Consider the following 22,090-nt stretch of genomic DNA (forward strand, 5'->3'; position numbering starts at 1 on the left):
GCCCATGCCGTGCGCCCACCGCCTTTCCTTCGTCCTGTCCGTACCCGTCCTGGGCACGGTGGACCAGGCTGCGCGCGCCAAAGCCAAAAAACAGTCGCTCGTCTGACCGGAGCGCGCTGTTCCGTCAGATGGGCGACGGAACAGCACCCACCGGCTGAGAGGGCGTAGCCGCCTGGTTTTTCTTCCCCTTGCCGCAAGTCCTGCCTCGTCGCGTATCGACGGTTTTCTCAACCGGTCGATCCGGAGTGTATGGATGCAAACCACGCAAACTTCCTTCCAGGGCATCTGGCTGCCGCTGGTGACCCCATTTATCGACAATGCCGTCGACCATGCCGCACTGCGCCGCCTGGTGATGCACTACCGCGCCACCGGGCTGGCCGGCTTTGTGGTCTGCGGCAGCACGGGCGAGGCGGCCGCGCTCGACGCATCCGAGCAACTGGCTGTGCTCGATACCGTGCTGGAAGCGGCCGCCGGCCTGCCGGTGATGATGGGTCTGGCCGGTAACCACCTGGGGCATATCATGGCGCGGCTGGAACAGCTGGACAGCCGTCCGCTGGCTGGGGTGCTGGCGCCCGCGCCTTACTACATCCGCCCGTCGCAGGCGGGATTGCGCGACTGGTTCATGCGGCTGGCCGATGCTGCCCGGGCACCGCTGGTGCTCTATGACATTCCCTATCGCACCGGCGCCACGCTGACGTTGGACACGCTGCTGGCATTGGCTGACCATGACAATATCGTCGCCATCAAGGATTGCGGCGGCAATGCGCAGACTACCCAGGCGCTGATCGCGGATGGCAGGCTATCAGTGCTGGCGGGAGAGGATCACCAGTTGTTGGGCACGCTGGCGTTGGGCGGGCGCGGGGCGATCATCGCCTCGGCGCATTTCCGGCCCGAACTGTTCGTGGAGATCTGGCGCGCGGTGGAAGCAGGGCGGCTCGCCGAGGCGCGCCGCCTGTTCCATGCGCTGATGCCGCTGGTCCAGGCCCTGTTCGCCGAGCCCAACCCGGGGCCGGCCAAGGCGCTGCTGGCCCGCCTTGGCTGGTTGCGCGACGAACTGCGCGCGCCGATGACCAGCGCATCGCCGGAACTGGCGAACCAGCTCGCGGAGATGTTCGAGAGGCTCCCTGCTTGACGCCACGGGTTTGCTCCCCTCTCCAGCAAGGCGGGAGAGGGGGTTGGGGGAGAGGGCGGGCGAATCAGGCGCCGCCGGGCTGGATCCAACCGGCGGCTTCTTTCTGGTTCCGGGGTGTTAGCCCGCCTTGAATGCCTTTTCGGCGGCCTTGACCGTTGCGTCGATGATGGCGTCGTCGTGCTTTGCCGAGACAAAGCCGGCTTCGAAGGCCGACGGCGCCAGGTAGACGCCTTCGGCCAGCATGGCGTGGAAGAAGCGGTTGAAGCGGCCCACGTCGGCCTGGGTGACCTCCGCAAAGCTGGCCGGCACGGCGTTGGTGAAGTAGAGGCCAAACATGCCGCCGATGGCATCGGCCGAGAATGGCACGCCGGCGGCGCGGGCGGCGGCGGTCAGGCCGTCGGTCAGCTTGCGCGTCTGGGTGGCCAGGCGGTCGTAGAAGCCCGGTGCCTGGATCAGCTTCAGCGTGGCCAGGCCCGCGGCCACGGCCAGCGGGTTGCCCGACAGCGTGCCGGCCTGGTAGACCCCGCCCAGCGGCGCCAGCCTGGCCATGATGTCGCGCCGGCCGCCAAACGCCGCCGCTGGCATGCCGCCGCCGATGACCTTGCCCAGGCAGGTCATGTCCGGGGTGATGCCGTAGTGCGACTGCGCGCCGCCCAGCGCCACACGGAAGCCAGTCATCACTTCGTCGAAGATCAGCACACTGCCGTGTTCGCTGCACAGGTTGCGCATCGCCTTCAGGAAGGCCTCGCTGGCGCGCACCAGGTTCATGTTGCCGGCCACGGGCTCGACGATGACCGCCGCGATCTCGCCCTTGTGGCGCGCGAACGCTTCTTCGAGCTGGGTCACGTTGTTGTACTCGAGCACCATCGTATGGCGCGTCACGTCGGCGGGCACGCCGGCCGACGACGGCGCGTTCTGCGTGGTATCGGCAAACGTCAGCAGGCCCGAGCCGGCCTTGACCAGCAGGCTGTCGGCGTGGCCGTGGTAGCAGCCCTCGAACTTGATGATCAGGTCCCGGCCCGTGAAGCCCCGCGCCAGGCGCAGCGCGCTCATGGTGGCCTCGGTGCCCGACGACACCAGCCGCACCTGCTCGATCGACGGCACGAGCTTGCAGATTTCCTCGGCCATCACGATCTCGGCCTCGGTGGGGGCGCCGAACGAGAAACTCTGCACGGCGGTTTCCTGCACGGCGCGCACCACGTCCGGGTGAGCGTGGCCGACGATCATCGGACCCCAGGAGCCGATGTAGTCAATGTACTGCTGGCCGTCGGCGTCCCACATGTACGCGCCCTCGGCACGGGTGATGAAGCGCGGCGTGCCGCCGACGGAACGGAAGGCGCGCACGGGCGAGTTGACGCCGCCGGGAATGGTCTGCTGGGCGCGGTCGAAGAGCTGCTGGTTACGGGACATGGGAATCTGGCCAAAAGAGAAGACTGGGTAAGACAGGCGTCCGGCCGGGGGCGGCTTGCTCGTGCCTCAAGCCGCGGTCTGCCCGAAATGGGGGCAATCCTGGCCGAAAGGGTGCCGTTCAGGCGGCATCTGCACGTCAAATTGCACGAACGCGGCGATATTGGGCCATTTGCGCAGGCCCATGGGTGGCGTCATCGGCGCCGATTGGGTACCATCATGCGCTGGATTTTAATGGAGACTGGCAAGAGCCTGCATATGGAATACAAGACTTGGATGTGCCTGATTTGTGGCTGGATCTATGACGAGGCCACCGGCGCGCCGGAAGACGGCATCGCCCCGGGTACCAAATGGGAGGACGTGCCCATCAACTGGACCTGCCCGGAATGCGGGGCACGCAAGGAAGATTTCGAGATGGTGGCCATCTGAGGCCTGTCGTCCGGAAATGGCCGTGCGTCGCGCCAAAGCGACAGAACGGCCCGTGGCAGCGGGGTGTCCGGATTGACGGCCCCCCCACGAGTTGTCACACTCTGCGGCAAAACTGAACATCCGTCCGGCCGCGCCCCACTGGCAGGCTGAAGACAGGGTGCCGCGGCACAAGAACATGGCAGTAACGGGCAGGCGCGGACAAGAAGCGCGCCGCCACCGGCCGGGTTGCCGGGTATTTTTTTGACTGGGAAATGGAAAATCGGGGGCCGCCGGCCAGCCGTTCATGGCGCCGTGCGGAAGTTCTCAAGTGAATGCCTACGCCTGTTGTGTCACGCAGGACGTGGGTCGCGGGAACAAGATGCGGGTCACTCAAACAGAACAAGACACGTCTGTCGATGGGGTCAACGCCGGCGCCACCGCCGGTGCCAGCGAGGCATCCACAGCGCGCAAGGCCGCTGTGAAGGTGCTCGTGATCGACGACTCCAGCACCATCCGCCGGACGGCGGAGATCTTTCTGACGCAGGCAGGCTTCCAGGTCATGCTGGCCGAGGACGGCTTCGAGGCGCTTGCCAAGGTGGGCGACCTCCATCCGGACGTCATCTTCTGCGACATCCTCATGCCGCGGCTCGATGGCTACCAGACCTGCTCCCTGATCAAAAAAAGCCCACGCTTCCACGCCATCCCCGTGATCATGCTGTCGTCCCGCGACGGCGTGTTCGACCGCTCGCGCGGCAAGCTCGTCGGCGCGCACAACCATCTGGCCAAGCCGTTTTCCCGCGAAGCCCTGCTACAGGCGGTGCAGACCTGCCTGGCGGGCTGCGTGCCGGAAGAGGGTGCGGCCGTGGCGGCATGACGCATGCCGCCCGAAGTATCCAGGAATGAAACAATGACCATCAGCAAAATCCTTATCGTCGACGATTCGCCCACCGAAGCCCTGTTCATGTCCGATCTGCTCGGCAAGAAGGGTTTCAAGGTCTCGGTGGCCGGCAACAGCGAACAGGCCATGACGCGCCTCGAGGCCGAAACCTTCGACCTGATCCTGATGGATGTGGTGATGCCGGGCCAGAACGGCTACCAGGCCACCCGCGCGATCAAGCGCGACGACCGTTTCAAGGACATCCCCGTGATCATGTGCACCAGCAAGGGCCTGGAGACGGACCGCATCTGGGGCATTCGCCAGGGCGCGTCCGACTACATCGTCAAGCCGGTGGACGGCGAGGAACTGCTTTCGAAGATCGCCGCGCTGGCGCACTGAGCGCCGCGGCAGCCAAGGGGCCGCAGTGGGCGCGGGTGTCCTGGGACGCCGGCGGTGCCCGCGCACGGCCATGACAACTGGTCTCACCACTGGTTTCCAGGTTTCACCGGTATCCGATCATGAACGCGCCGCGCCAAGACATCCGAACCCGCCAGACTCGCCAGACCCGCCTGCATGACTATCAGGCCATGCTGGCACGGCGCCTGCGCGAGGCGCGCAACCTGCCCGCCGTCGACAGCTACCTGGGCGTGCTGGTGGGCCAGCGCAACTGGCTGCTGCCGCTGATGGACACCGGCGAGGTGCTGGAAATGCGCGCGCCGGCGCCCGTGCCGCTGACGCAGCCGTGGTATCGCGGCCTGGTCAACGCGCGGGGCAACCTGCTGGGCGTGATCGATTTCGGCATGTTCTGCGGCGACGGTCCGACCCCGCTGCAGCCGGGCAGCAAGATCGTGGTGCTGTCGCGCCATGTCGAACGTGCCTGCGGCATCATCGCCACGCGCGTGGTGGGGCTGCGGCACGCCGTGGACCTGACGCCGGCCGGTGGCGCCGAACCCGAAGCCTGGCGCGGTGCCGCCTTCGCGGACCGGGACGGGCGCGACTGGCAGGTGCTGGACATCCGCCAGTTGCTGGATGCGCCCGCCTTCCTGCAGGCCGGCCGCGATGCGGCCTGAGGCCTGACGTCCGGGCACAAGAACCAAACAGAAAACGAACGAACAGAGGGTTGCCATGGGAATCAAGAAGATCAGCCTGGGCCGTCGCACCGCTACCGCCGGTGCCGCTGCCGACGCGGCGGCGCCGCGCGCATCGGTATTCGCCAAGGCCGGCGCGGGCAAGGGTGGCGCGGGCCAGACGCCGGTGGAGAGGATGTCGGGCTGGCTGACGCGCATGCCGTTCTCTTCCCAGCAACGGTTGCTGACCGGCGGCGTGGTGGCGTCGCTGCTGGCGCTGCTGGCATCGGTCTATCTTGATAACCGCCAGGCCAACAACGGCGCGGCGCAGATCGAGATCGCCGGTAACATGCTGATGCACTCGCAGCGTCTGGGTAAAGCGGTGCCGGTGGCGCTGCTCGGCAACGCACAGGCGTTCACGCAGCTGCGCCAGTCCAAGGAACAGCTGACCGCCGACTTGCTGGCGCTGCAGAACGGCAGCGACGAAAAGCACGTGCGTGCCACGTCGGGCCCGGCCGAGCCGCTGCTCGAAAAGGCGTTCGGATCGTGGAAGCGATCGGAAAAGAGCGCGGCCGACGTGCTGGCCCAGCAGCCCATCCTGACCACGATCGGCCAGACGCTGCAGATCTTCAACGCGTCGAACCCCGAACTGCTCGAAGCGGCCGAACAGGTGGCCGCCATCAAGCTGCAGGCCGGATCGAACACCCGCGAGGTGGCCGCGTCCGCGCAGCTGGTGATGCTGACGCAGCGCCTGGGTAAAAACCTGAACGAGTTCCTCTCGGGCGAAGGCGTCAACCCCGAAACCGCGTTCCTGCTGGGCAAGGACACCAACACCTTTCGCGAAACGCTGGACGGGCTGACCAATGGCTCCGAAGCCCTGCGCCTGGCGCCGGCCACCGACGCCGAGACGCGCAACTACCTGCAGCAGCTGTCGCAGCGGTTCGAGGCGGTGCAGAAGACCACGCAGACCATCCTGCAGAACCTGCCGGGCCTGATCGCCGCCAAGCGCGCGCAGCAGCAGATCTTCAACGACAACGAGGCGCTGCGCGCCGAGCTGGCCGAACTGCAGACGTCGTACGCCGAAGGGGCGCGGTTCCGCCCGTGGACTTTTGGCGCGATGGTGGTGTCGGCCGTGGCCACGCTGCTGTGCCTGGCCGGGCTGGCGGCGCTGTACCTGCGCGATTCGCGCGTGCGTGCGCTGGAAGCGGAAGCGCGCGAGCGCGAAGCCGAAGCGCGCCGCCTGGAGGAAAAGCGCAACAACGACGCCACCCAGAAGGCCATTCTGCAGCTGATGAACGAGCTGCAGGACATCGCCGACGGCGACCTGACGCGCCAGGCCACCGTGACCGAGGACATCACCGGCGCCATCGCCGATTCGGTGAACTACACGGTGGAAGAACTGAAGGAGCTGGTGGGCCGCGTGCAGCAGACCGCCGGGCAGGTGCAGCACGCTTCGTCGCAGGTGCAGGACACCTCGGTGCAGCTGGCGGCCACGACCGAAGAGCAGTCGCGCCAGATCCGCCAGACCGGCGAGTCGGTGGTGGAGATGGCGGACCGCATCACGCAGGTATCGCGCGGCGCGGCCGAATCCGCCAACGTGGCGCGTGCGTCGCTGTCGGCGGCCGAACAGGGCCAGCAGGCGGTGCAGAACGCGATCGCGGGCATGAACGACATTCGCGACCAGATTCAGGAAACCTCGAAGCGCATCAAGCGCCTGGGCGAATCGTCGCAGGAGATCGGCGAAATCGTCGAGCTGATCTCGGACATTACCGAACAGACCAACGTGCTGGCACTGAACGCCGCCATCCAGGCGGCTTCGGCAGGCGAAGCGGGTCGCGGCTTCTCGGTGGTGGCGGAAGAAGTGCAGCGCCTGGCCGAACGCTCGGGCGAGGCCACCAAGCAGATTGGCGCGCTGATCCGCACGATCCAGACCGACACGCAGGACGCCGTGCACGCCATGGAGCAGAGCACGGCGGGCGTGGTGGAAGGGGCGCGGCTGTCGGACAACGCCGGCGCCGCACTGGTGGAGATCGGACGCGTGTCTCGCCAGCTGGCCGAGCTGATCGAACAGATCGCGCAGACCACGTCGCACGAGGCGAGCCTGGCCACCAACGTGGCCCATCACATCGAAGGCATCCTGCAGGTGACCGCCCAGACGACGGCCGGCACGCGCCACACCGCCACGTCGGTGCGCCAGCTGACCGCGCTGACCGAAGAACTGCGTAACTCGGTGTCGCGATTCAAGATCGCCTGACGCCCGCCCGTACGTTGACGGCCGCACCGGAACTGGTCATGTCCCTGAATTCCATCCTTACCAGCGACGAGGCCCCCATGGCCGCGTCGCAACCGCATGCCACGCCGGATACGGCCGCAGCCGGGGTGCCGGCTGCCCCCCAGCGCGACTTGTCGGTGCTGGCCTGGCTCGCGCCAAGCCTGCGCACCGCGCTGGACGACGCCGCCAGCGAGCTGGGCCACTATGTCGACGAGATCCGGCAAACGCCGGAAGCACTGGGCGCCCGCGACACCACGTCGCTGCGCCTGGCCGGCCAGCACCTGCACCAGGCCGCCGGCGCCGTGCATATCGTCGGCCTGCGCGGGGTGGATGCCTATTGCCAGGCGCTGCGCCGCCTGCTGGAAGCCGTCGATGCCGGCACCGTGGCCGCCGACGCCGCCATGCTGGCGGTATTCCGCACCGGCGTGCAGGCCCTGGCCGAATACGTCGACGACCTGATGACGGGCGACGCGGAAGACCCGCTGCGCCTGTTCCAGCCCTATGCCGCCGCGCTCTCGCTGATGAAGGAAGAGCGCGTGCATCCGGCCGACCTGTGGCTGGACGAGCTGCAGATGCTGCCCGGCATCTTGCTGCCCACGCGCTCGGCGTCCGCCGTGACGCGCGCGCGCCAGCGTTTCGAGGCCGCGTTGCTGAAGGCGCTGCGCCTGCCCACGCCGTGCACCGAAACGTCGCTGCTGCGCGAGGCCTGGCTGCCGCTGCAGTCGGTGCTCGACGATGTGCGCAACCACGAGCAGGACGCGCGCCGCACCACCGACACGCCCGACCGCGGCATCTGGCACACGCTGGCCCTGGTGTTCCGTGCGCTGGCCCACGGCCTGCTGCCGTCCGATCTGCTGGCCAAGCGTTTTGCCGCCCGCACCCACCTGCTGGTGCGCCAGTACCTGCAGGGCCAGGTGCGTGTGCCGCAGGCGCTGCTCAACGACGCCGTCTTCCTGCTGGTCAGCACCGGCCTGACCCCCGACGGCCCCGAGGACACCACGCCGCCCGTGGTGCAGGCCGCCGTGCAGGTACTGCGCGTCGATATCGCGCGCAGCCTGCAGGCGTACCGGGTAGACCCGGCGCACGTGGTGGCACGGGCCGATTACCGGCAACGCTACTACGGCTGGCTCGATCCGATCGATACCCGCAACCTGCAGCATGCCGCCACCGCCATCGAGCGGGCCGCTGCCGACGACCAGTCGGACTGGGAGCTTGCGCTGGCATCGCTGGCCGAGGCCGCCATGCCGCTGGCGCAGCCGGCGCTGCAGCAATGCCTGACCGCCGCCGCCGCGTACGCGGGCCAGCGGCCGACGGGCGATGCGCTGGGCCGTGGCGGCGTGGCGCTGTTCCTGTCGCGCGCGCTGGCCATGCCGTGGCGCGTCCACGGCAAGTCCGGCCACGCATCGGCGGCCGAGTTCGCCGCGCGCTGCGAGGCGCTGGCCGCCTGCCTGGCCGACGCCGAGGCGGAAGCGCCCGCCTGGCTGGCCGAACTGGTGCAGTCCGCCGGCGCCCAGGCGCAGCGCACCGAAGCCGTGGCGCAGGTGCGTGCCCAGCTGGACAGCGGCGAATCGTGGCTCGATACCTATGACCGCAATGCGGCACGGGCCGATGCGGGCAATGCCCTGGACGATGCCGCACAAGCCTTTGGCGCGCTGCTGGCCTCGGTCGAACGCATCCACGGCAGCGCCGCGCTGCCCGAGGGCATCGACGTCGAGACCGAAGCCGCGCTGGCGTCGGTGCGCTCGGTGCTGCAGCGCCTTGGCGTGCTGCGTGAGACTACCGACCACGCCGCGCGTATCGGGCAGCTGTCGGATATCGCTGCCGAACTGGGCGCGGTCCATGCGTTTGCCGACCTGCTCGAATTTGGCCGCAAGCAGAACGATGCCGCCAGCGACGATCCGTTCGCGCTGCACACGCAACGCCAGGACGCCGCCCCGCAAGGCGCGCTGGGCGCGGCGCGCAGTGCCGCGATGGATGCCATCCGTGTGGCGGCGACTGCGGACGCTCCCGAGATCCAGCGGCTGCGTGCCGCGCTGCAGGCGGTGGCCGACCAGGCTGCCATCGACGACGATGCCGCGCTGCGCCGCCAGGCCAGCGAGGCCACCACGCAGCTGCACGCCTGGCTGGCCGGCAGCGAATCGGCGGCCGAGCGCATGGTGGTGGCGCTGGCCGATCCGTTGCCTGCCGCCGTCGCGCCAGTGGCGGCCGCGCCCGCCGCGTCGATGCCGTCCGATGCCGCCGCGATCGACGCCGAACTGCTGGAAATCTTCCTGTCCGAAGCCGAAGAGGTGCTGGGCAATATCGCCACCGACCTGGCCGGCGGCCTGGATGCCCTGCGCGATACCGACGTGCTGAGCCGTCTGCGCCGGGCCTTCCACACGCTCAAGGGATCGAGCCGCATGGTCGGCCTGAACCGCTACGGCGAAGCCGCATGGGCCGTCGAGCAGGTGATGAACCTGTGGATTGCCGAGGCGCGCGAGCCGGTGCCCGCACTACCCGCCTTGCTGCAACAGGCGCACGACCTGCTGCGCGAATGGGCGCTGGCCCTGCTTGAGGACCCCTCGACGCTGCGCGAGATCGATCCGCTGGTGGATGCCGCGCAGGCGCTGCGCCAGCCGGGCGGCGTGGCAAAGGACGCGGCCGAGGCCGACCCGTTCGGCTCGATCGATTCACTCGATGCGCTGCTGGCGCAGGCATCGGCGCCGCCGGCATCGGTGGACACGCGATTCACGTCCGCCGAGCCTGCGGACGTGTCGGATGGCATCGATATGACCGAGCCCGCCGGAACCGGCGGGGAGACGGCCGCGCTGGACGGCGCCGACGAGGCCGCGCCGGCCGACGACAACGTGCTGCCGTTCCGGCTGTCCGGCGGGCTGGCCGACGAGGACGAGGGCTACAAGGTCATCGGTCCGGTTCGCATTGGCCTGGCGCTGTACAACGTCTACCTGCAGGAAGCCGACGACCTGCTGCGCCAGTTCGCCACGGACCTGTCCGAGTGGCGGCACGAGAACCATCCGTGTCCGAGCGAGCTGGCAATGCGCGTGGCGCACACGCTGCAGGGCAGCGCATCGACGGTCGGGCTGGAGCCGGTACGCGAGATTGCCGAGGCGCTCGAACATCTGCTGTTGCTGCTGGGCCGCCATCCGGTGGTCATGCATCCGGCCGACTTCCGCCTGCTGGACATGGCCGTGGACCGCCTGCGCGCGATGCTGCATCAGTTTGCCGCCGGCATCTGGCCCGATGCCGATGCCTCGCTGTGCCGCGACCTGAACGATTTCGGCGAGCGCGCGCTGGTGCGTCCGCGCGCCGCGCTGCCGGCCGCCCAGTCCACCGGGCAGGAAGGCTCGGTGTCGCAACTGTTTGGTCAGAATTCGACGACGCCGCTGCCCGAGATCGACGCCGATGTGCAGGCGCGGGAGGCGGAACTGCCGCCCGTGAAGCTGACGCCGATCACGTCGCTGCCGCCGGTGTCGGCGCCGGCGGGCCCGGTACTGACACCCGTCACCCCGGTGCAGGACGCCGTGGTGATTTCGCTGCCGACCGCGCCGCGCCATGATTCGATCGCGGTGGCGCACGTCACGCCGCATTCCCCCGACGCGCCCGACATGGCCGGTATGCCGCCCGAGGACACCTCGACCGACGCATCGGCGCTGGACCCTGCGCTGGTCGAGATCTTCCTGGAAGAAGCCCATGGCGCGCTGCCCGATCTCGGCAAGCTGGTGCGCACGTGGGAAGCCTCGCCCGACGACGCGCAGCACGGCGGCCTGATCCTGCGCGGCCTGCACACGCTGAAGGGCAGTGCGCGCATGGCCGGGGCCATGGCGCTGGGCCAGGCGGCCCACGAAATGGAAACGCTGCTCGAAGCCAGCGTGCGCGGCCAGCGCGTGTCGCCGGAGCTGTTCGGCAAGCTGTACGCGTGGTACGACCGCATCCTGGCGCACGTGGACGCGCTGCAGAACGGCCGCCTACTGCCGGTGGACGATGCCGACGTGGTCAACGGCCTGGTCGCCGCGCCCGCCGGCCCCGCCGCGCTGGCGACGCCGGAGGCCCTGGGCCATGCGGCGACGCAAGGCGCGCCGCAGCACGCGGTAGCCCCGGTGGCGCCGCTGATGTCGGCTACCCCGGCCGCCTTGCCGACCGACGCCGACCGCCAGCGGGCACTGGTGCGCGTGCAGGCCCGCGCGCTGGACACGCTGATCAACGACGCCGGCGAAGTGAGCGCGACGCGCGCCCGCCTGGACAGCGAACTGGAAGCATTGCGCAGCTATCTGGGCGAACTGAACGACAACGTCGCCCGTCTGCGCATGCAGCTGCGCGAGATCGAGATCCAGGCCGAAACGCAGATGGCGTCGCGGATCGCCGACCAGCAGCACAACCAGGAATTCGATCCGCTGGAATTCGACCGCTTCACGCGCTTCCAGGAGCTGACGCGGATGATGGCCGAGTCGGTCAACGACGTGGCCACCGTGGAGCAGAACCTGCAGCGCGGCTTCGACCGCGCGTCGGGCGACCTGGCGGCGCAGGCGCGGCTGACGCGTGGCCTGCAGCGCGGCCTGATGCAGGCGCGCATGGTGCAGTTCGATGCGCTGGCCGAACGTCTGTACCGCGTGGCACGCCAGTCGGCCACCGAGACCGGCAAGGAAGTGCGCCTGCTGATCAAGGGCGGTACCGTGGAAATCGACCGCTCGGTGCTGGACCGCATGGCCGGGCCGATCGAGCACCTGATCCGCAACGCCGTGGTGCATGGCATCGAGCCGGCCGACGTGCGGCGAGCGGCGGGCAAGTCGGCCACCGGCGCGCTGACGCTGGAAGTGCAGCAGGAAGGCAACGAGGTGGTGCTGACGTTCTTTGACGACGGCGGCGGCCTGAACCTGTCGCGCATCCGCGAGCGTGCCGTGGCGCGCCAGCTGATGGCCCCCGACGAAGACGCCAGCGAGGCCCGCCTGACCGAAATGATCTTCGCGCCGGGCTTCTCGACTGCCGACGCGGTGTCCGAACTGGCTGGCCGTGGCGTCGGGATGGACGTGGTGCGGGCCGAAACGGTGGCACTGGGCGGCCGTATTACACTGTCGACCGAAGCCGGCCGTGGCACCAGCTTCACGGTGCACCTGCCGCTGACCACGGCGATCACGCAGGTGCTGCTGGTGTCGCTGGGCGGACGCCTGTTCGCCATGCCGAGCGGCATGATCGACCAGGTCCACCAGTTGCGCGAGAAGCCGCTGCTGGAGGCCTACAACGCCGGGCGCTTCAGCGCCGCCGGCATCGAGGTGCCGTTCTTCTACTTTGGCGCGCTGCTGGAGGAAACCGCCGGCATGGCGTCGGGCCGCAAGTATTCCCCGGTGGTGGTGGTGCGCTCGGGTGCCGAGCGCGTGGCCGTGCACGTGGACGACGTGCTGGGCAACCGGGAAGTGGTGGTGAAGCACATCGGCCCGCATCTGGCCCGGATGGAAGGCATTGCCGGCGCGACTACGCTGGGCGATGGCGAGATCGTGCTGATCTACAACCCGGTGGTGCTGGCCCAGCGTTGGGAGCGCGAGCGCGGCGCCACGGCGCCGGCCAGGCCGGTGCTGGCCGCGCTGCAACACGGCGGCCAGACCGGCGCGGTGGCCGAGTTCATCGACGCTGGCGCGGCGGTGCCCGTGCCGGGGCTGATGACGCAGCCGACCGTGATGGTGGTGGACGATTCGCTGACCGTGCGCAAGGCCAGCCAGCGCCTGCTCACGCGCGCCGGCTACCAGGTGGTGCTGGCACGCGATGGCGTGGACGCGCTGCGCCAGTTGCAGGAAGTGATGCCCGACGCGATGCTGGTCGATATCGAGATGCCGAACATGGACGGCTTCGACCTGACGCGCAACGTGCGGGCCGATGCCCGCACCAGCCGCATGCCGCTGGTCATGATCACGTCGCGTACGGCGGAGAAGCATCGCCGCTATGCGGCCGAGATCGGCGTGAACGTCTACCTGGGCAAGCCGTTCAACGAAGACGAACTGCTGCGCACGCTGCAGCAGCTGATCGGCGAGAAGGCCGCCGCCACCGCATCGTCAGTGGCGCAGATGCTGGGCGAGGCGTAAGCCGCCCAGCCTGTGTTGGCGCCCCTCTCCCGCACGGCGGGAGAGGGGAGGTGCAAACTCAATCCTGCTTCTGATTCACCATCCGCACCGGCACCGACAGCGTCAGTGCCGCGCCCACCACCATGCAGGCGGCCAGCAGGTACATGCCCGAGTCCGTGCTGTGCGTCATGTCCTTGAGCCAGCCGACCGCGTAGGGGCTGATAAAGCCCGCCAGGTTGCCCAGCGAGTTGATCAGTGCAATGCCGGCGGCGGCGCCCGTGCCGGCCAGGAAGGCCGTGGGCAGGCTCCAGAACAGCGGCAGCGTGGTCAGGATGCCGACGGTGGCCAGCGTCAGCGCCACCATGGCCATCGTCGTATCGCCATGCCACTGCACCGACAGCACCAGACCGAGCGCGCCGAGCAGTGCCGGCACGGCGATATGCCAGCGGCGCTCGCCGCGGCGGTCGGCGCTATAGGCAAACAGGATCATGCCCACCACGGCGCAGCCATACGGAATGGCGGTGAGCAGGCCCACGTCGAGCGCGCCCTTGACGCCGGTCTGCTTGATGATCGTCGGCAGCCAGAAGCTCACGCCGTACAGGCCCATCACGAAGCTGAAGTAGATCGCGCTCATCAGCCAGACGCGCGGGCTGGACAGCACCTGCGTGACGGGCGGATCTTCCTTGTGCTGGTCTTCGGCCGCGATATTGCGCTGGAGCAGCGCCTTTTCGTCGTCGCTCAGCCACCTGGCGTGGGCGATGCGGTCGTCCAGGTACAGCAGCACGCAGATGCCCACCAGGATCGACGGGATGCCTTCGACCAGGAACATCCACTGCCAGCCGGCCCAGCCATTGCGGCCGTCGAACGACTGCATGATCCAGCCCGACAGCGGGCCGCCGATCACCCCCGACAGCGCGATGGCCGTCATGAAGAACGTGGTGGTGCGCCCGCGCCGGCTGGCCGGATACCAGTAGGTCAGGTACAGGATGATGCCCGGGAAGAAGCCGGCTTCGGCGATACCCAGCAGGAAGCGCAGCACGTAGAACATCGTCGGCGTGGTGACGAACATCATGGCCGCCGAGATCAGGCCCCACGTGATCATGATCCGGGCGATCCAGAGCCGTGCGCCCACCTTGTGCAGGATCACGTTGCTCGGCACTTCGAACAGGAAATAGCCGATGAAGAAGATGCCGGCGCCGAGCCCGTAGATGGTTTCGCTGAATTGCAGGTCGTTGAGCATCTGCAGCTTGGCAAAGCCCACGTTGACGCGGTCCAGGTAGGCCACGACGTAGCAGAGCAGCAGGAACGGCACCAGGCGCCACGTCACCTTGCGGTAAGTGGCGTCCTCGAAGCCGGCGTCGCGCGCGCCGGCGTTGACTGCGGTGGTTGTCATCGGTGTCTCCTCGTTGGGATGTGGTTCTAGTTGTGTTGCGGATGCCCGCGGATGGTCAGACGCAGCGGCCGCCATCCACCTCGATGCAGGTGCCGGTGATGAAGCTGGCGTCGTCCGACGCCAGGTACAGGCAGGCATTGGCCACGTCCTGCGGCGTGGACATGCGCCCCATGGGGATGGTGGCCAGGAACCGGGCACGGTTCTCGGGGGTGTCGGGCACGCCCATGAACTGCTCCAGCAGGCCCGTGGCGCCGATCACCGGGTTCACGCAGTTGACGCGGATGTTGTCGGGGCCCAGTTCGGCGGCCATGGCCTTGCTGGCCACGATCACGGCGCCCTTGCTGCCGTTGTACCAGACCAGGCCGGGGCGCGGCCGGATGCCGGCCGTCGAGGCCACGTTGACGAAGTTGCCGCCGCCACGCTGGCGGAAGTGCGGGATGAAATGGTGCGCCGACCAGTAGATGCTCTTTACGTTGACCGCGTAGACACGGTCGAACTCTTCCTCGGTGACTTCCAGGATCGGCTTGTTGCGATGGGTGGTGCCGGCATTGTTGACCACACAGTGGACGTCGCCAAAGGCGGCCAGCGTGGCATCCCGCATGGCAGCCACGTCGTCGCCGCGCGATACGTCGGCGCGCACCGCGTCGGCCTTGCCGCCCGCGTCGCGGATGGCCGCCGCCACGCGATGCGCGGCGTCGAGGTTCAGGTCGGCCACCATCACGCTGGCGCCCTCGCGCGCGAATGTCTGCGCGATGCCTTCGCCAAAGCCCGAGCCGCCGCCCGTCACTACCGCTACCTTGCCAGCCAGTCTGGTCATTGCCTTGTCTCCAGTTGGGTGAAGCCCGGCGCGGTCTGTTGCCGCACTACGGGCGGAACATCGGAATTGTCTTAATCAGTGGAAGGGGCCTTTGTTCTGCAGGGCGTTGGCTACCATCATGATGCCGAGCAGGAAGGGCAGGGCCACGTACATGCACCAGTGGACGCGGTCGCCCACGGTGTCGCCCCACTTGCGCTTGAACACCTGCAGGCGGGGCATGCCGGACGGATTGGTGGCGCGCTTGTTTCGCACATGCCACGCCATCCAGAAAAAGAAGATGGCGAAGGCGACCGATAGAAAGTTGATGCTACCCATGTTGAATGGCGATGGTTTTCAGAGTGGTGAATCCGTACAGGGCCTCGAAGCCCTTCTCGCGGCCATAGCCCGACTGGCCTGTGCCGCCGAACGGCAGCTCGACGCCGCCGCCGGCGCCATAGTTGTTGATGAAGACCTGGCCGGCCCGCAGCTTGCGCGCCAGCCGCATCTGGCGGCCGCCGTCGCGCGTCCAGACCCCGGCCACCAGGCCATACGCGGTGCCGTTGGCCAGGCGGATGGCCTCGTCCTCGGTATCGAACGGCATGGCGGCCAGCAGCGGCCCGAACACTTCTTCCTGGGCCAGCCGGTGCGTGGCGGGCACGTCGCGGAACAGCATCGGCACCTGGTAGTAGCCGGACTCCGGCGCCTCGCCCACGATCTGGCCCTGGGCCATCACGGCAATGCCGTCGTGCTGGGCATCGGATACGAAATCCCACACGCGCTGCTGCTGCTTGCGGCTGATCAGCGGGCCGCATTCCAGATCCAGCGCCGACGGGCCGACACGCAGCGACTCGAACACGCCCGACAGCCGGTCGAGCAGGGCCTCGTAGACGGGCCGCTCCACCAGCAGGCGGCTGCCGGCCGAGCAGGTCTGGCCGGCATTCTGCACGATGCCGTTGACCACCACGGGCAGCAGCGCGTCGAGGTCGGCATCGGCAAACACCACCTGCGGCGACTTGCCGCCCAGTTCCAGCGTCACCGGCACATGGTTCTCGGCGGCCAGTTGCGACACGAGCTTGCCGGTGTCCGGCGACCCCGTGAACGAAATATGGTTGATCCCCGGATGGCGGGCCAGCGCCGCGCCCGCCTCGTGGCCGTAGCCGGTGACGATGTTCAGCGCGCCCTCGGGCAGCCCGGCTTCGGCAGCCAGTTCGGCCACGCGCAGGATCGACAGGCAGGCGTCCTCGGCGGGCTTCACCACGCAGGCGTTGCCGGTGGCCAGCGCCGCGCCCACGCTGCGGCCGAAGATCTGCAGCGGGTAGTTCCAGGGGACGATGTGGCCGGTCACGCCATGGGGTTCACGCACGGTGAGTACCGTGTAGCCGGTGGTGTAGGGAATGGTCTCGCCGTGCAGCTTGTCGGCCGCGCCCGCGTAGAACTCGAAATAGCGGGCCACGGCGCGGGCGTCGGCGCGGGCCTGGCGCAGCGGCTTGCCGGTGTCGCGCGCTTCCAGCGCGGCCAGTTCGTCCTCGTGCTCGATCAGCTTGAGCGCCACGCGGTTCAGCAGGCGCACGCGGTCTGCCGGGTTCATCGCGCCCCACTGGCCTTCGAAAGCCTGGCGGGCGGCGCGGACGGCCACGCTGATATCGGTGGCGTTGCCGCGGGCGATCTCGGCGAACGGCTCGCCGTTGGAGGGGTCGAACACCTTGATGCGCAGGCCGGAATCGGGGGCGATCAGGCGATTGGCGACGAAATGCTGGGCATGCATGCAGGTCTCCACGGCTCCGGTTATGGAGCAAATGCTGAAATCGGGAATGCCGCATTATCGCGCACCGCGCCGGGCGTGCAAGGCATCAAGCGCCACACGGCGTGGCGGCGGGTGTCAGGCTGCGGTCAGGGCCGACCCGCTATAATGCCGCCCATCCCATTCCACAGGTATTCGGAGAACTCGCATGAGCTTCAACCTCGTCTCCCCGGGCAAGGACCTTCCCAACGATTTCAACGTCATCATCGAGATCTCCGCGCAAAGCGATCCGGTGAAGTACGAGGCCGACAAGGAAACCGGCCTGCTGTTCGTGGACCGCTTCATCGGCACGGGCATGCGCTACCCGGCCAACTACGGCTTCATCCCGCAGACGCTGTCGGGCGACGGCGACCCGGTGGATGTGCTGGTGCTGACCCCGTTCCCGATCCTGGCCGGTGCCGTCGTGCGCTGCCGCGCCCTGGGCATGCTGAAGATGACCGACGAGTCGGGCGTGGACGCCAAGCTGGTGGCCGTGCCGGTGGACAAGCTGAGCCCTGCCACCGCCCACATCAAGGGCCTGTCGGATGTGGCGCAAAATACGCTCGACCAGATCAAGCACTTCTTTGAGAACTACAAGGCACTCGAAGCAGGCAAGTGGGTCAAGGTCGAAGGCTGGGCCGGCATCGAGGAAGCCCACAAGGAAATCACCGACGGCGTGGCGAACTTCAAGAAGTAATCGCGTCGCTGCCGATGGTCCGAGGAAAACCCCGCTTCACGGCGGGGTTTTTTGTTGGGGCGATGATCGGCGGCAAGGCGAGGCACCGGACCAGGCCCTAAGCTTCCGGCCGATCCCCACAACCAAATGGAGTACCGATGCCTGTCCAACAAGGCACCGCGACCGCGCCCGACGCGGCCACATTCGCCCGCTATGACGCGGTGGCCATCGCGTTCCACTGGCTGATGTTCGTGCTGGTGGCCGTGGCGTACGCCGCGATCGAACTGCGCGGCTTTACCGACAAGGGCACCGCCGCGCGCATGGTGGCCATGGAAGTCCACAAGTGGTCGGGCGCGCTGGTGCTGGCGTTGATCGTGCCACGCCTGCTCTGGCGTGCGGTGCGCGGTGCCCCGGCGCCCGAAGCGTATCCGCGCCTGGGCCAGCTGGCCGGGGCGGCCGTGCACGGCCTGCTGTACCTGTTCCTGGTGGCGCAGCCCATCCTGGGCATCCTGATGATGAACGCGGCCGGACGCGAATTGATGCTGCCGGGCACGGACATCGGCTTGCCGCCGCTGATCGCGCCCGACGCCGCGCGCAAGGACTGGCTGGGCGAGATCCACGAGACGATAGGCAACGCCTTCTATCTGGTGATCGGCCTGCACGCGATGGCCGCGCTGTTCCACCACTACATGCTCGGCGACAACACGATGCGGCGGATGCTGCCGCGCCGATAGGCTGGCAGGCGGGCCCGGTGTGCCTCAGTCGCCGCCGCCCGCCGGCCGCGCAAACGGATTGCGGTCGTTCAGCTCGTCCAGGTAGGCATCCATGCCCTGGCGCTCGCGCTCCAGGAAGCGTTCCACGGCGTCGGCAAAGGACGGATGGGCCAGCCAGTGCGCCGAACGGGTGGCCACGGGCAGGAAGCCGCGCGCCATCTTGTGCTCGCCCTGCGCCCCGCCTTCGAACGTGCCGATGCCCTCGGCGATGCAGAACTCCAGCGGCTGGTAGTAGGCTGTCTCGAAATGCAGGCAGGGGTGGTGTTCCAGCGCCCCCCAGTAGCGGCCATACAGTGTGCTGACCGCCGGATCGGCATCGTAGACCAGCAGGGCGCTGGCGATATCGGCGCCGTTGCGCGTGGCGATGACGAGCAGCAGGTTCTCCGGCATCGCCTCGCCAATGCGCCGGAAGAAATCCAGGTTCAGGTAGGGTGTGGAATGGTGCTCGCGGTACGTCTGCCGGTAGCAGCCGTTGAAGAACTTCCAGGCCGCGTCGTCGATCGCCGCACCGCGCAACTGGCGGAACGTGATGCCGGCCTCGGCGACGCGCCGCCGCTCGGCGCGGATGTTCTTGCGCTTCTTCTGCGACAGCGTGGCCAGAAAGGCGTCGAAGTCCGCGTAGCCCGGGTTGGTCCAGTGGAACTGCACGCCGTGGCGCATCATCATGCCGGCCTCCTGCATCAGGTCGGCCTCGTGGTCGGACGGAAACAGGATGTGCAGCGACGACAGCTGGCTTTCCTCGGCCAGCGCCAGCGCGAACCGCAGCAGCACCGTGCGCGCCAGGTCGTCCTCGGCCAGCAGCCGGGCGCCGCGCACCGGCGTGAACGGCACCGCCGCCAGCCACTTCGGGTAGTAGTCGAGCCCGTGCTGGCGATAGGCGTCGGCCCAGGCCCAGTCGAAGACGTATTCGCCATACGAGTGGGACTTGGCATAGAGCGGCATGGCCGCCGCCAGGCGGTCGCGCCCCGGGCCGTTGCCGTCGGGCACCCAGAGCGTCAGGAAGCGGGGCGACCAGCCGGTGGCGTCGGTGGCGCTGCCGCTGGCGTGCAGGGCGTGCAGGAAGGCGTGGCGCAGGAACGGCGTGGGTTCGGTCTGTGCGGCCAGCAGCGCGTCCCAGGCGGCGGCATCGATTTCGGCAAGGTCCAGCACGATTTCCGTGCGGTAGTTGGGGCGCGAATCACTCATGGACGGGTGGGCATAGGTGCCGGGCGAGTCTACCGGAATTGAAATTGTGCTGCAGGCGTCGTCAGCGTGACGCTGACGCCGGCCTGGCGCAGGGCGTCGTAGAATGCGCATATCCGTTTTCCGATGTCCACTCCCCCGACGTGCCTTCCCGGTACGGGTCCAGACATGACGCACCCCACGCACCCCACGCACCCCTTCTTCAACCTCTATTCCCACGGCTTTGCGCGCGTGGCCGTTGGCGTGCCCGAGTGCCGCGTGGCCGATCCCGCCTACAACGCCGAACAGACCCTTGCCCTGGCGCGCCAGGCCGCCGACGGCGGCGCCGTGCTGGTGGCGTTTCCCGAACTGGGCCTGCCGGCCTATACCTGTGACGACCTGTTCCACCAGCGCGCGCTGCTGCGCGAATGCGAGCTGGCGCTGCAGGCCATCGTCGAAGCCTCGGCCGGCATCGGCGCCGCCATGATCGTCGGCATGCCGGTGCTGGTGGAGCACCAGCTGTTCAATTGCGCCGTGGTGGTGGCCAACGGCGTGGTGCAGGGCGTGGTGCCGAAGACCTACCTGCCGAACTACTGGGAATTCTACGAGGCGCGCCAGTTCAGCAGTGCCGACTGTGCGGCCGTCGACACGGTGTCGCTGCTGGGCGCCGAAGTGCCGTTCGGGGCGAACCTGTTGTTCGAGATCGAGAATATCCCGTTCTTCCGCTTCCATGCCGAAATCTGCGAGGACGTCTGGGTGCCGATCCCGCCGTCGTCGTTTGCGGCGCTGGCCGGCGCCACGGTGCTGGTGAACCTGTCGGCGTCGAATATCGTGGTCGGCAAGTCGGGCTACCGCCATCAGCTGGTGTCGCAGCAGTCGGCGCGCTGCCTGGCGGCCTACCTCTACACGTCGGCCGGCAAGGGCGAGTCGACCACCGACCTGGCCTGGGACGGCCAGGCGCTGATCTACGAAAACGGCGAGCTGCTGGGCGAATCGGAGCGTTTTGCCGACACCTCGCACCTGCTGTTCGCCGATATCGACCTGGAGCGCCTGTCGCGCGAGCGCATGCACCAGACGTCGTTCGGCCAGTCGGTGCGCCGGCACAAGGAAGAGGTCGAGAAGTTCGACGTGGTGGCTTTCCAGGTGGCACTGCCGACCGCGCAGGCGCTGCCGCTGGAGCGCAAGGTCGAGCGGTTCCCCTATGTGCCGGCCGACCCGCGCCGCCGCGACGAACGTTGCATGGAGGTCTACAACATCCAGGTGCAGGCGCTGGTGCAACGGCTGTCGTCAAGCCGCATCCAGAAAGTGGTGATAGGCGTGTCGGGCGGGCTCGATTCCACGCATGCGCTGCTGGTCTGCGCCAAGGCGATGGACCGCCTTGGCCTGCCGCGCGCCAATATCCTGGCCTATACGATGCCTGGGTTCGCCACCAGCGACCGCACGCTGAAGCAGGCGCGCGAACTGATGCAGGCCGTGGGCTGCACGGCGCGCGAGATCGACATCCGGCCAAGCTGCCTGGCCATGCTGAAGGATCTGGATCACCCCTATGCTCGGGGCGAGCCGGTCTATGACGTCACGTTCGAGAACGTGCAGGCCGGCGAGCGCACCAACCACCTGTTCCGGCTGGCCAACCATAACGGCGCGATCGTGATCGGCACCGGCGATCTCAGCGAACTGGCGCTGGGCTGGTGCACCTATGGCGTGGGCGACCACATGTCGCACTACAACGTCAACGCCAGCGTGCCCAAGACGCTGATCAGCCACCTGGTGCGCTGGGTGGCCGAGACCAGCCAGATCGGCAAGGGCGGCGAGGACGTGCTGCTGGCGGTGCTGGACACCGATATCAGCCCCGAACTGGTGCCGGGCGCCCCCGCCGCCAACGGGCAGGACGAGGCGCCTGGGCAGAAGACCGAGCAGATCATCGGGCCGTACGAACTGCAGGATTTCAACCTGTACTACACGCTGCGCTATGGCTATGCGCCGTCCAAGGTCGCATTCCTGGCGCTGCACGCGTGGGGCGACGTGGCGCGCGGCACGTGGCCGAACGGGCCGCATGTCGCCCGTAACAGCTATCAACTGCCGGAAATCAAGCGCATCCTCGGGATTTTCGTCGACCGGTTCTTCCGGACCAGCCAGTTCAAGCGGTCGTGCATCCCGAACGCGCCCAAGGTGGGGTCGGGCGGATCGCTGTCGCCGCGCGGCGACTGGCGGGCGCCCAGCGACGGCGAGTCGGTCGTGTGGGTCCGGGATCTGGCCCGGATTCCGGATCAGGCGGACTAATTGTCCTGGCGTCTGGCA

At 68.2% G+C, this 22,090-nt stretch carries 16 protein-coding genes; 10 read left to right on the forward strand and 6 right to left on the reverse strand.

The window, feature by feature from the left end; translation table 11 throughout:
* Window positions 1–253 precede the first annotated feature (253 nt).
* Entirely contained in the window at window positions 254–1,132 is an 879-nt protein-coding gene (gene dapA / locus AC3FJ6_RS05680) for a 4-hydroxy-tetrahydrodipicolinate synthase (RefSeq protein WP_488771066.1), read from the forward strand.
* A 117-nt stretch (window positions 1,133–1,249) separates the two neighbouring features.
* Here dapA and hemL read toward each other — a convergent pair whose 3' ends face one another.
* On the reverse strand, window positions 1,250–2,542 hold the full coding sequence (gene hemL, locus AC3FJ6_RS05685; protein ID WP_488771068.1) for a glutamate-1-semialdehyde 2,1-aminomutase: 1,293 nt from the start codon (window positions 2,540–2,542) through the stop codon (window positions 1,250–1,252).
* Between the two features lie 255 nt (window positions 2,543–2,797).
* On the opposite strand from hemL, the gene AC3FJ6_RS05690 reads away from it, so the two are divergent.
* The 6 genes from AC3FJ6_RS05690 to AC3FJ6_RS05715 all read left to right on the forward strand — a co-directional run bounded on the left by AC3FJ6_RS05690 (window position 2,798) and on the right by AC3FJ6_RS05715 (window position 13,234).
* Entirely contained in the window at window positions 2,798–2,968 is a 171-nt protein-coding gene (locus AC3FJ6_RS05690; protein ID WP_011298773.1) for a rubredoxin, read from the forward strand.
* A 358-nt stretch (window positions 2,969–3,326) separates the two neighbouring features.
* A complete protein-coding gene (locus tag AC3FJ6_RS05695) occupies window positions 3,327–3,821 on the forward strand; it encodes a response regulator (protein ID WP_153946821.1) in 495 nt (164 codons plus the stop codon).
* 33 nt (window positions 3,822–3,854) lie between these two features.
* Window positions 3,855–4,223: a response regulator gene (locus AC3FJ6_RS05700; RefSeq protein WP_092594954.1), complete on the forward strand. Its 369-nt coding sequence runs from the start codon at window positions 3,855–3,857 to the stop codon at window positions 4,221–4,223.
* Window positions 4,224–4,342: 119 nt separating this feature from the next.
* Window positions 4,343–4,894, forward strand: coding sequence for a chemotaxis protein CheW (locus AC3FJ6_RS05705; protein ID WP_488771070.1), 552 nt, complete (start codon window positions 4,343–4,345; stop codon window positions 4,892–4,894).
* A gap of 55 nt (window positions 4,895–4,949) precedes the next feature.
* Entirely contained in the window at window positions 4,950–7,145 is a 2,196-nt protein-coding gene (locus AC3FJ6_RS05710; RefSeq protein WP_488771071.1) for a methyl-accepting chemotaxis protein, read from the forward strand.
* 38 nt (window positions 7,146–7,183) lie between these two features.
* Window positions 7,184–13,234, forward strand: coding sequence for an Hpt domain-containing protein (locus AC3FJ6_RS05715; RefSeq protein ID WP_488771072.1), 6,051 nt, complete (start codon window positions 7,184–7,186; stop codon window positions 13,232–13,234).
* Between the two features lie 58 nt (window positions 13,235–13,292).
* Here the strand turns inward: AC3FJ6_RS05715 and AC3FJ6_RS05720 are convergent, their stop codons facing one another.
* The 4 genes from AC3FJ6_RS05720 to AC3FJ6_RS05735 form a co-directional block, all read right to left on the reverse strand.
* Window positions 13,293–14,606, reverse strand: coding sequence for an MFS transporter (locus tag AC3FJ6_RS05720; protein WP_488771073.1), 1,314 nt, complete (start codon window positions 14,604–14,606; stop codon window positions 13,293–13,295).
* A gap of 55 nt (window positions 14,607–14,661) precedes the next feature.
* Window positions 14,662–15,423 (reverse strand): SDR family oxidoreductase, encoded by a 762-nt coding sequence (locus tag AC3FJ6_RS05725; RefSeq protein ID WP_400394205.1) that lies wholly within the window; start codon window positions 15,421–15,423, stop codon window positions 14,662–14,664.
* 75 nt (window positions 15,424–15,498) lie between these two features.
* Window positions 15,499–15,738 carry a hypothetical protein gene (locus AC3FJ6_RS05730; protein WP_153946759.1) on the reverse strand — a complete coding sequence of 80 codons (240 nt, stop codon included), beginning with the start codon at window positions 15,736–15,738 and terminating at the stop codon, window positions 15,499–15,501.
* Window positions 15,731–17,167 (reverse strand): aldehyde dehydrogenase family protein, encoded by a 1,437-nt coding sequence (locus tag AC3FJ6_RS05735; protein ID WP_153946760.1) that lies wholly within the window; start codon window positions 17,165–17,167, stop codon window positions 15,731–15,733. The genes AC3FJ6_RS05730 and AC3FJ6_RS05735 overlap by 8 nt, the downstream gene beginning before the upstream one ends.
* A 184-nt stretch (window positions 17,168–17,351) precedes the next feature.
* On the opposite strand from AC3FJ6_RS05735, the gene ppa reads away from it, so the two are divergent.
* Together ppa and AC3FJ6_RS05745 are read left to right on the forward strand one after the other, a co-directional pair.
* The gene (ppa, locus tag AC3FJ6_RS05740; protein WP_066739261.1) at window positions 17,352–17,879 is read left to right on the forward strand and encodes an inorganic diphosphatase; all 528 of its coding nucleotides are present in this window, start codon (window positions 17,352–17,354) and stop codon (window positions 17,877–17,879) included.
* Between the two features lie 137 nt (window positions 17,880–18,016).
* Window positions 18,017–18,592 carry a cytochrome b gene (locus AC3FJ6_RS05745; RefSeq protein WP_488771074.1) on the forward strand — a complete coding sequence of 192 codons (576 nt, stop codon included), beginning with the start codon at window positions 18,017–18,019 and terminating at the stop codon, window positions 18,590–18,592.
* A gap of 24 nt (window positions 18,593–18,616) precedes the next feature.
* Here the strand turns inward: AC3FJ6_RS05745 and AC3FJ6_RS05750 are convergent, their stop codons facing one another.
* Entirely contained in the window at window positions 18,617–19,816 is a 1,200-nt protein-coding gene (locus AC3FJ6_RS05750; RefSeq protein WP_488771076.1) for a GNAT family N-acetyltransferase, read from the reverse strand.
* Between the two features lie 165 nt (window positions 19,817–19,981).
* Here AC3FJ6_RS05750 and AC3FJ6_RS05755 point away from each other — a divergent pair, with 165 nt between their 5' ends.
* Window positions 19,982–22,072 carry an NAD(+) synthase gene (locus AC3FJ6_RS05755; RefSeq protein ID WP_488771077.1) on the forward strand — a complete coding sequence of 697 codons (2,091 nt, stop codon included), beginning with the start codon at window positions 19,982–19,984 and terminating at the stop codon, window positions 22,070–22,072.
* Window positions 22,073–22,090: the final 18 nt, after the last annotated feature.

The sequence above is a fragment of the Cupriavidus sp. 94F1 genome (genome assembly GCF_057798875.1).

Excerpts from the sequence above, each read along its gene's own strand:
- dapA (WP_488771066.1), top strand. The coding sequence starts at position 254 with ATGCAAACCACGCAAACTTCCTTCCAGGGCATCTGGCTGCCGCTGGTG.
- hemL (WP_488771068.1), bottom strand. The coding sequence starts at position 2,542 with ATGTCCCGTAACCAGCAGCTCTTCGACCGCGCCCAGCAGACCATTCCC.
- AC3FJ6_RS05690 (WP_011298773.1), top strand. The coding sequence starts at position 2,798 with ATGGAATACAAGACTTGGATGTGCCTGATTTGTGGCTGGATCTATGAC.
- AC3FJ6_RS05695 (WP_153946821.1), top strand. The coding sequence starts at position 3,327 with ATGCGGGTCACTCAAACAGAACAAGACACGTCTGTCGATGGGGTCAAC.
- AC3FJ6_RS05700 (WP_092594954.1), top strand. The coding sequence starts at position 3,855 with ATGACCATCAGCAAAATCCTTATCGTCGACGATTCGCCCACCGAAGCC.
- AC3FJ6_RS05705 (WP_488771070.1), top strand. The coding sequence starts at position 4,343 with ATGAACGCGCCGCGCCAAGACATCCGAACCCGCCAGACTCGCCAGACC.
- AC3FJ6_RS05710 (WP_488771071.1), top strand. The coding sequence starts at position 4,950 with ATGGGAATCAAGAAGATCAGCCTGGGCCGTCGCACCGCTACCGCCGGT.
- AC3FJ6_RS05715 (WP_488771072.1), top strand. The coding sequence starts at position 7,184 with ATGTCCCTGAATTCCATCCTTACCAGCGACGAGGCCCCCATGGCCGCG.
- AC3FJ6_RS05720 (WP_488771073.1), bottom strand. The coding sequence starts at position 14,606 with ATGACAACCACCGCAGTCAACGCCGGCGCGCGCGACGCCGGCTTCGAG.
- AC3FJ6_RS05725 (WP_400394205.1), bottom strand. The coding sequence starts at position 15,423 with ATGACCAGACTGGCTGGCAAGGTAGCGGTAGTGACGGGCGGCGGCTCG.
- AC3FJ6_RS05730 (WP_153946759.1), bottom strand. The coding sequence starts at position 15,738 with ATGGGTAGCATCAACTTTCTATCGGTCGCCTTCGCCATCTTCTTTTTC.
- AC3FJ6_RS05735 (WP_153946760.1), bottom strand. The coding sequence starts at position 17,167 with ATGCATGCCCAGCATTTCGTCGCCAATCGCCTGATCGCCCCCGATTCC.
- ppa (WP_066739261.1), top strand. The coding sequence starts at position 17,352 with ATGAGCTTCAACCTCGTCTCCCCGGGCAAGGACCTTCCCAACGATTTC.
- AC3FJ6_RS05745 (WP_488771074.1), top strand. The coding sequence starts at position 18,017 with ATGCCTGTCCAACAAGGCACCGCGACCGCGCCCGACGCGGCCACATTC.
- AC3FJ6_RS05750 (WP_488771076.1), bottom strand. The coding sequence starts at position 19,816 with ATGAGTGATTCGCGCCCCAACTACCGCACGGAAATCGTGCTGGACCTT.
- AC3FJ6_RS05755 (WP_488771077.1), top strand. The coding sequence starts at position 19,982 with ATGACGCACCCCACGCACCCCACGCACCCCTTCTTCAACCTCTATTCC.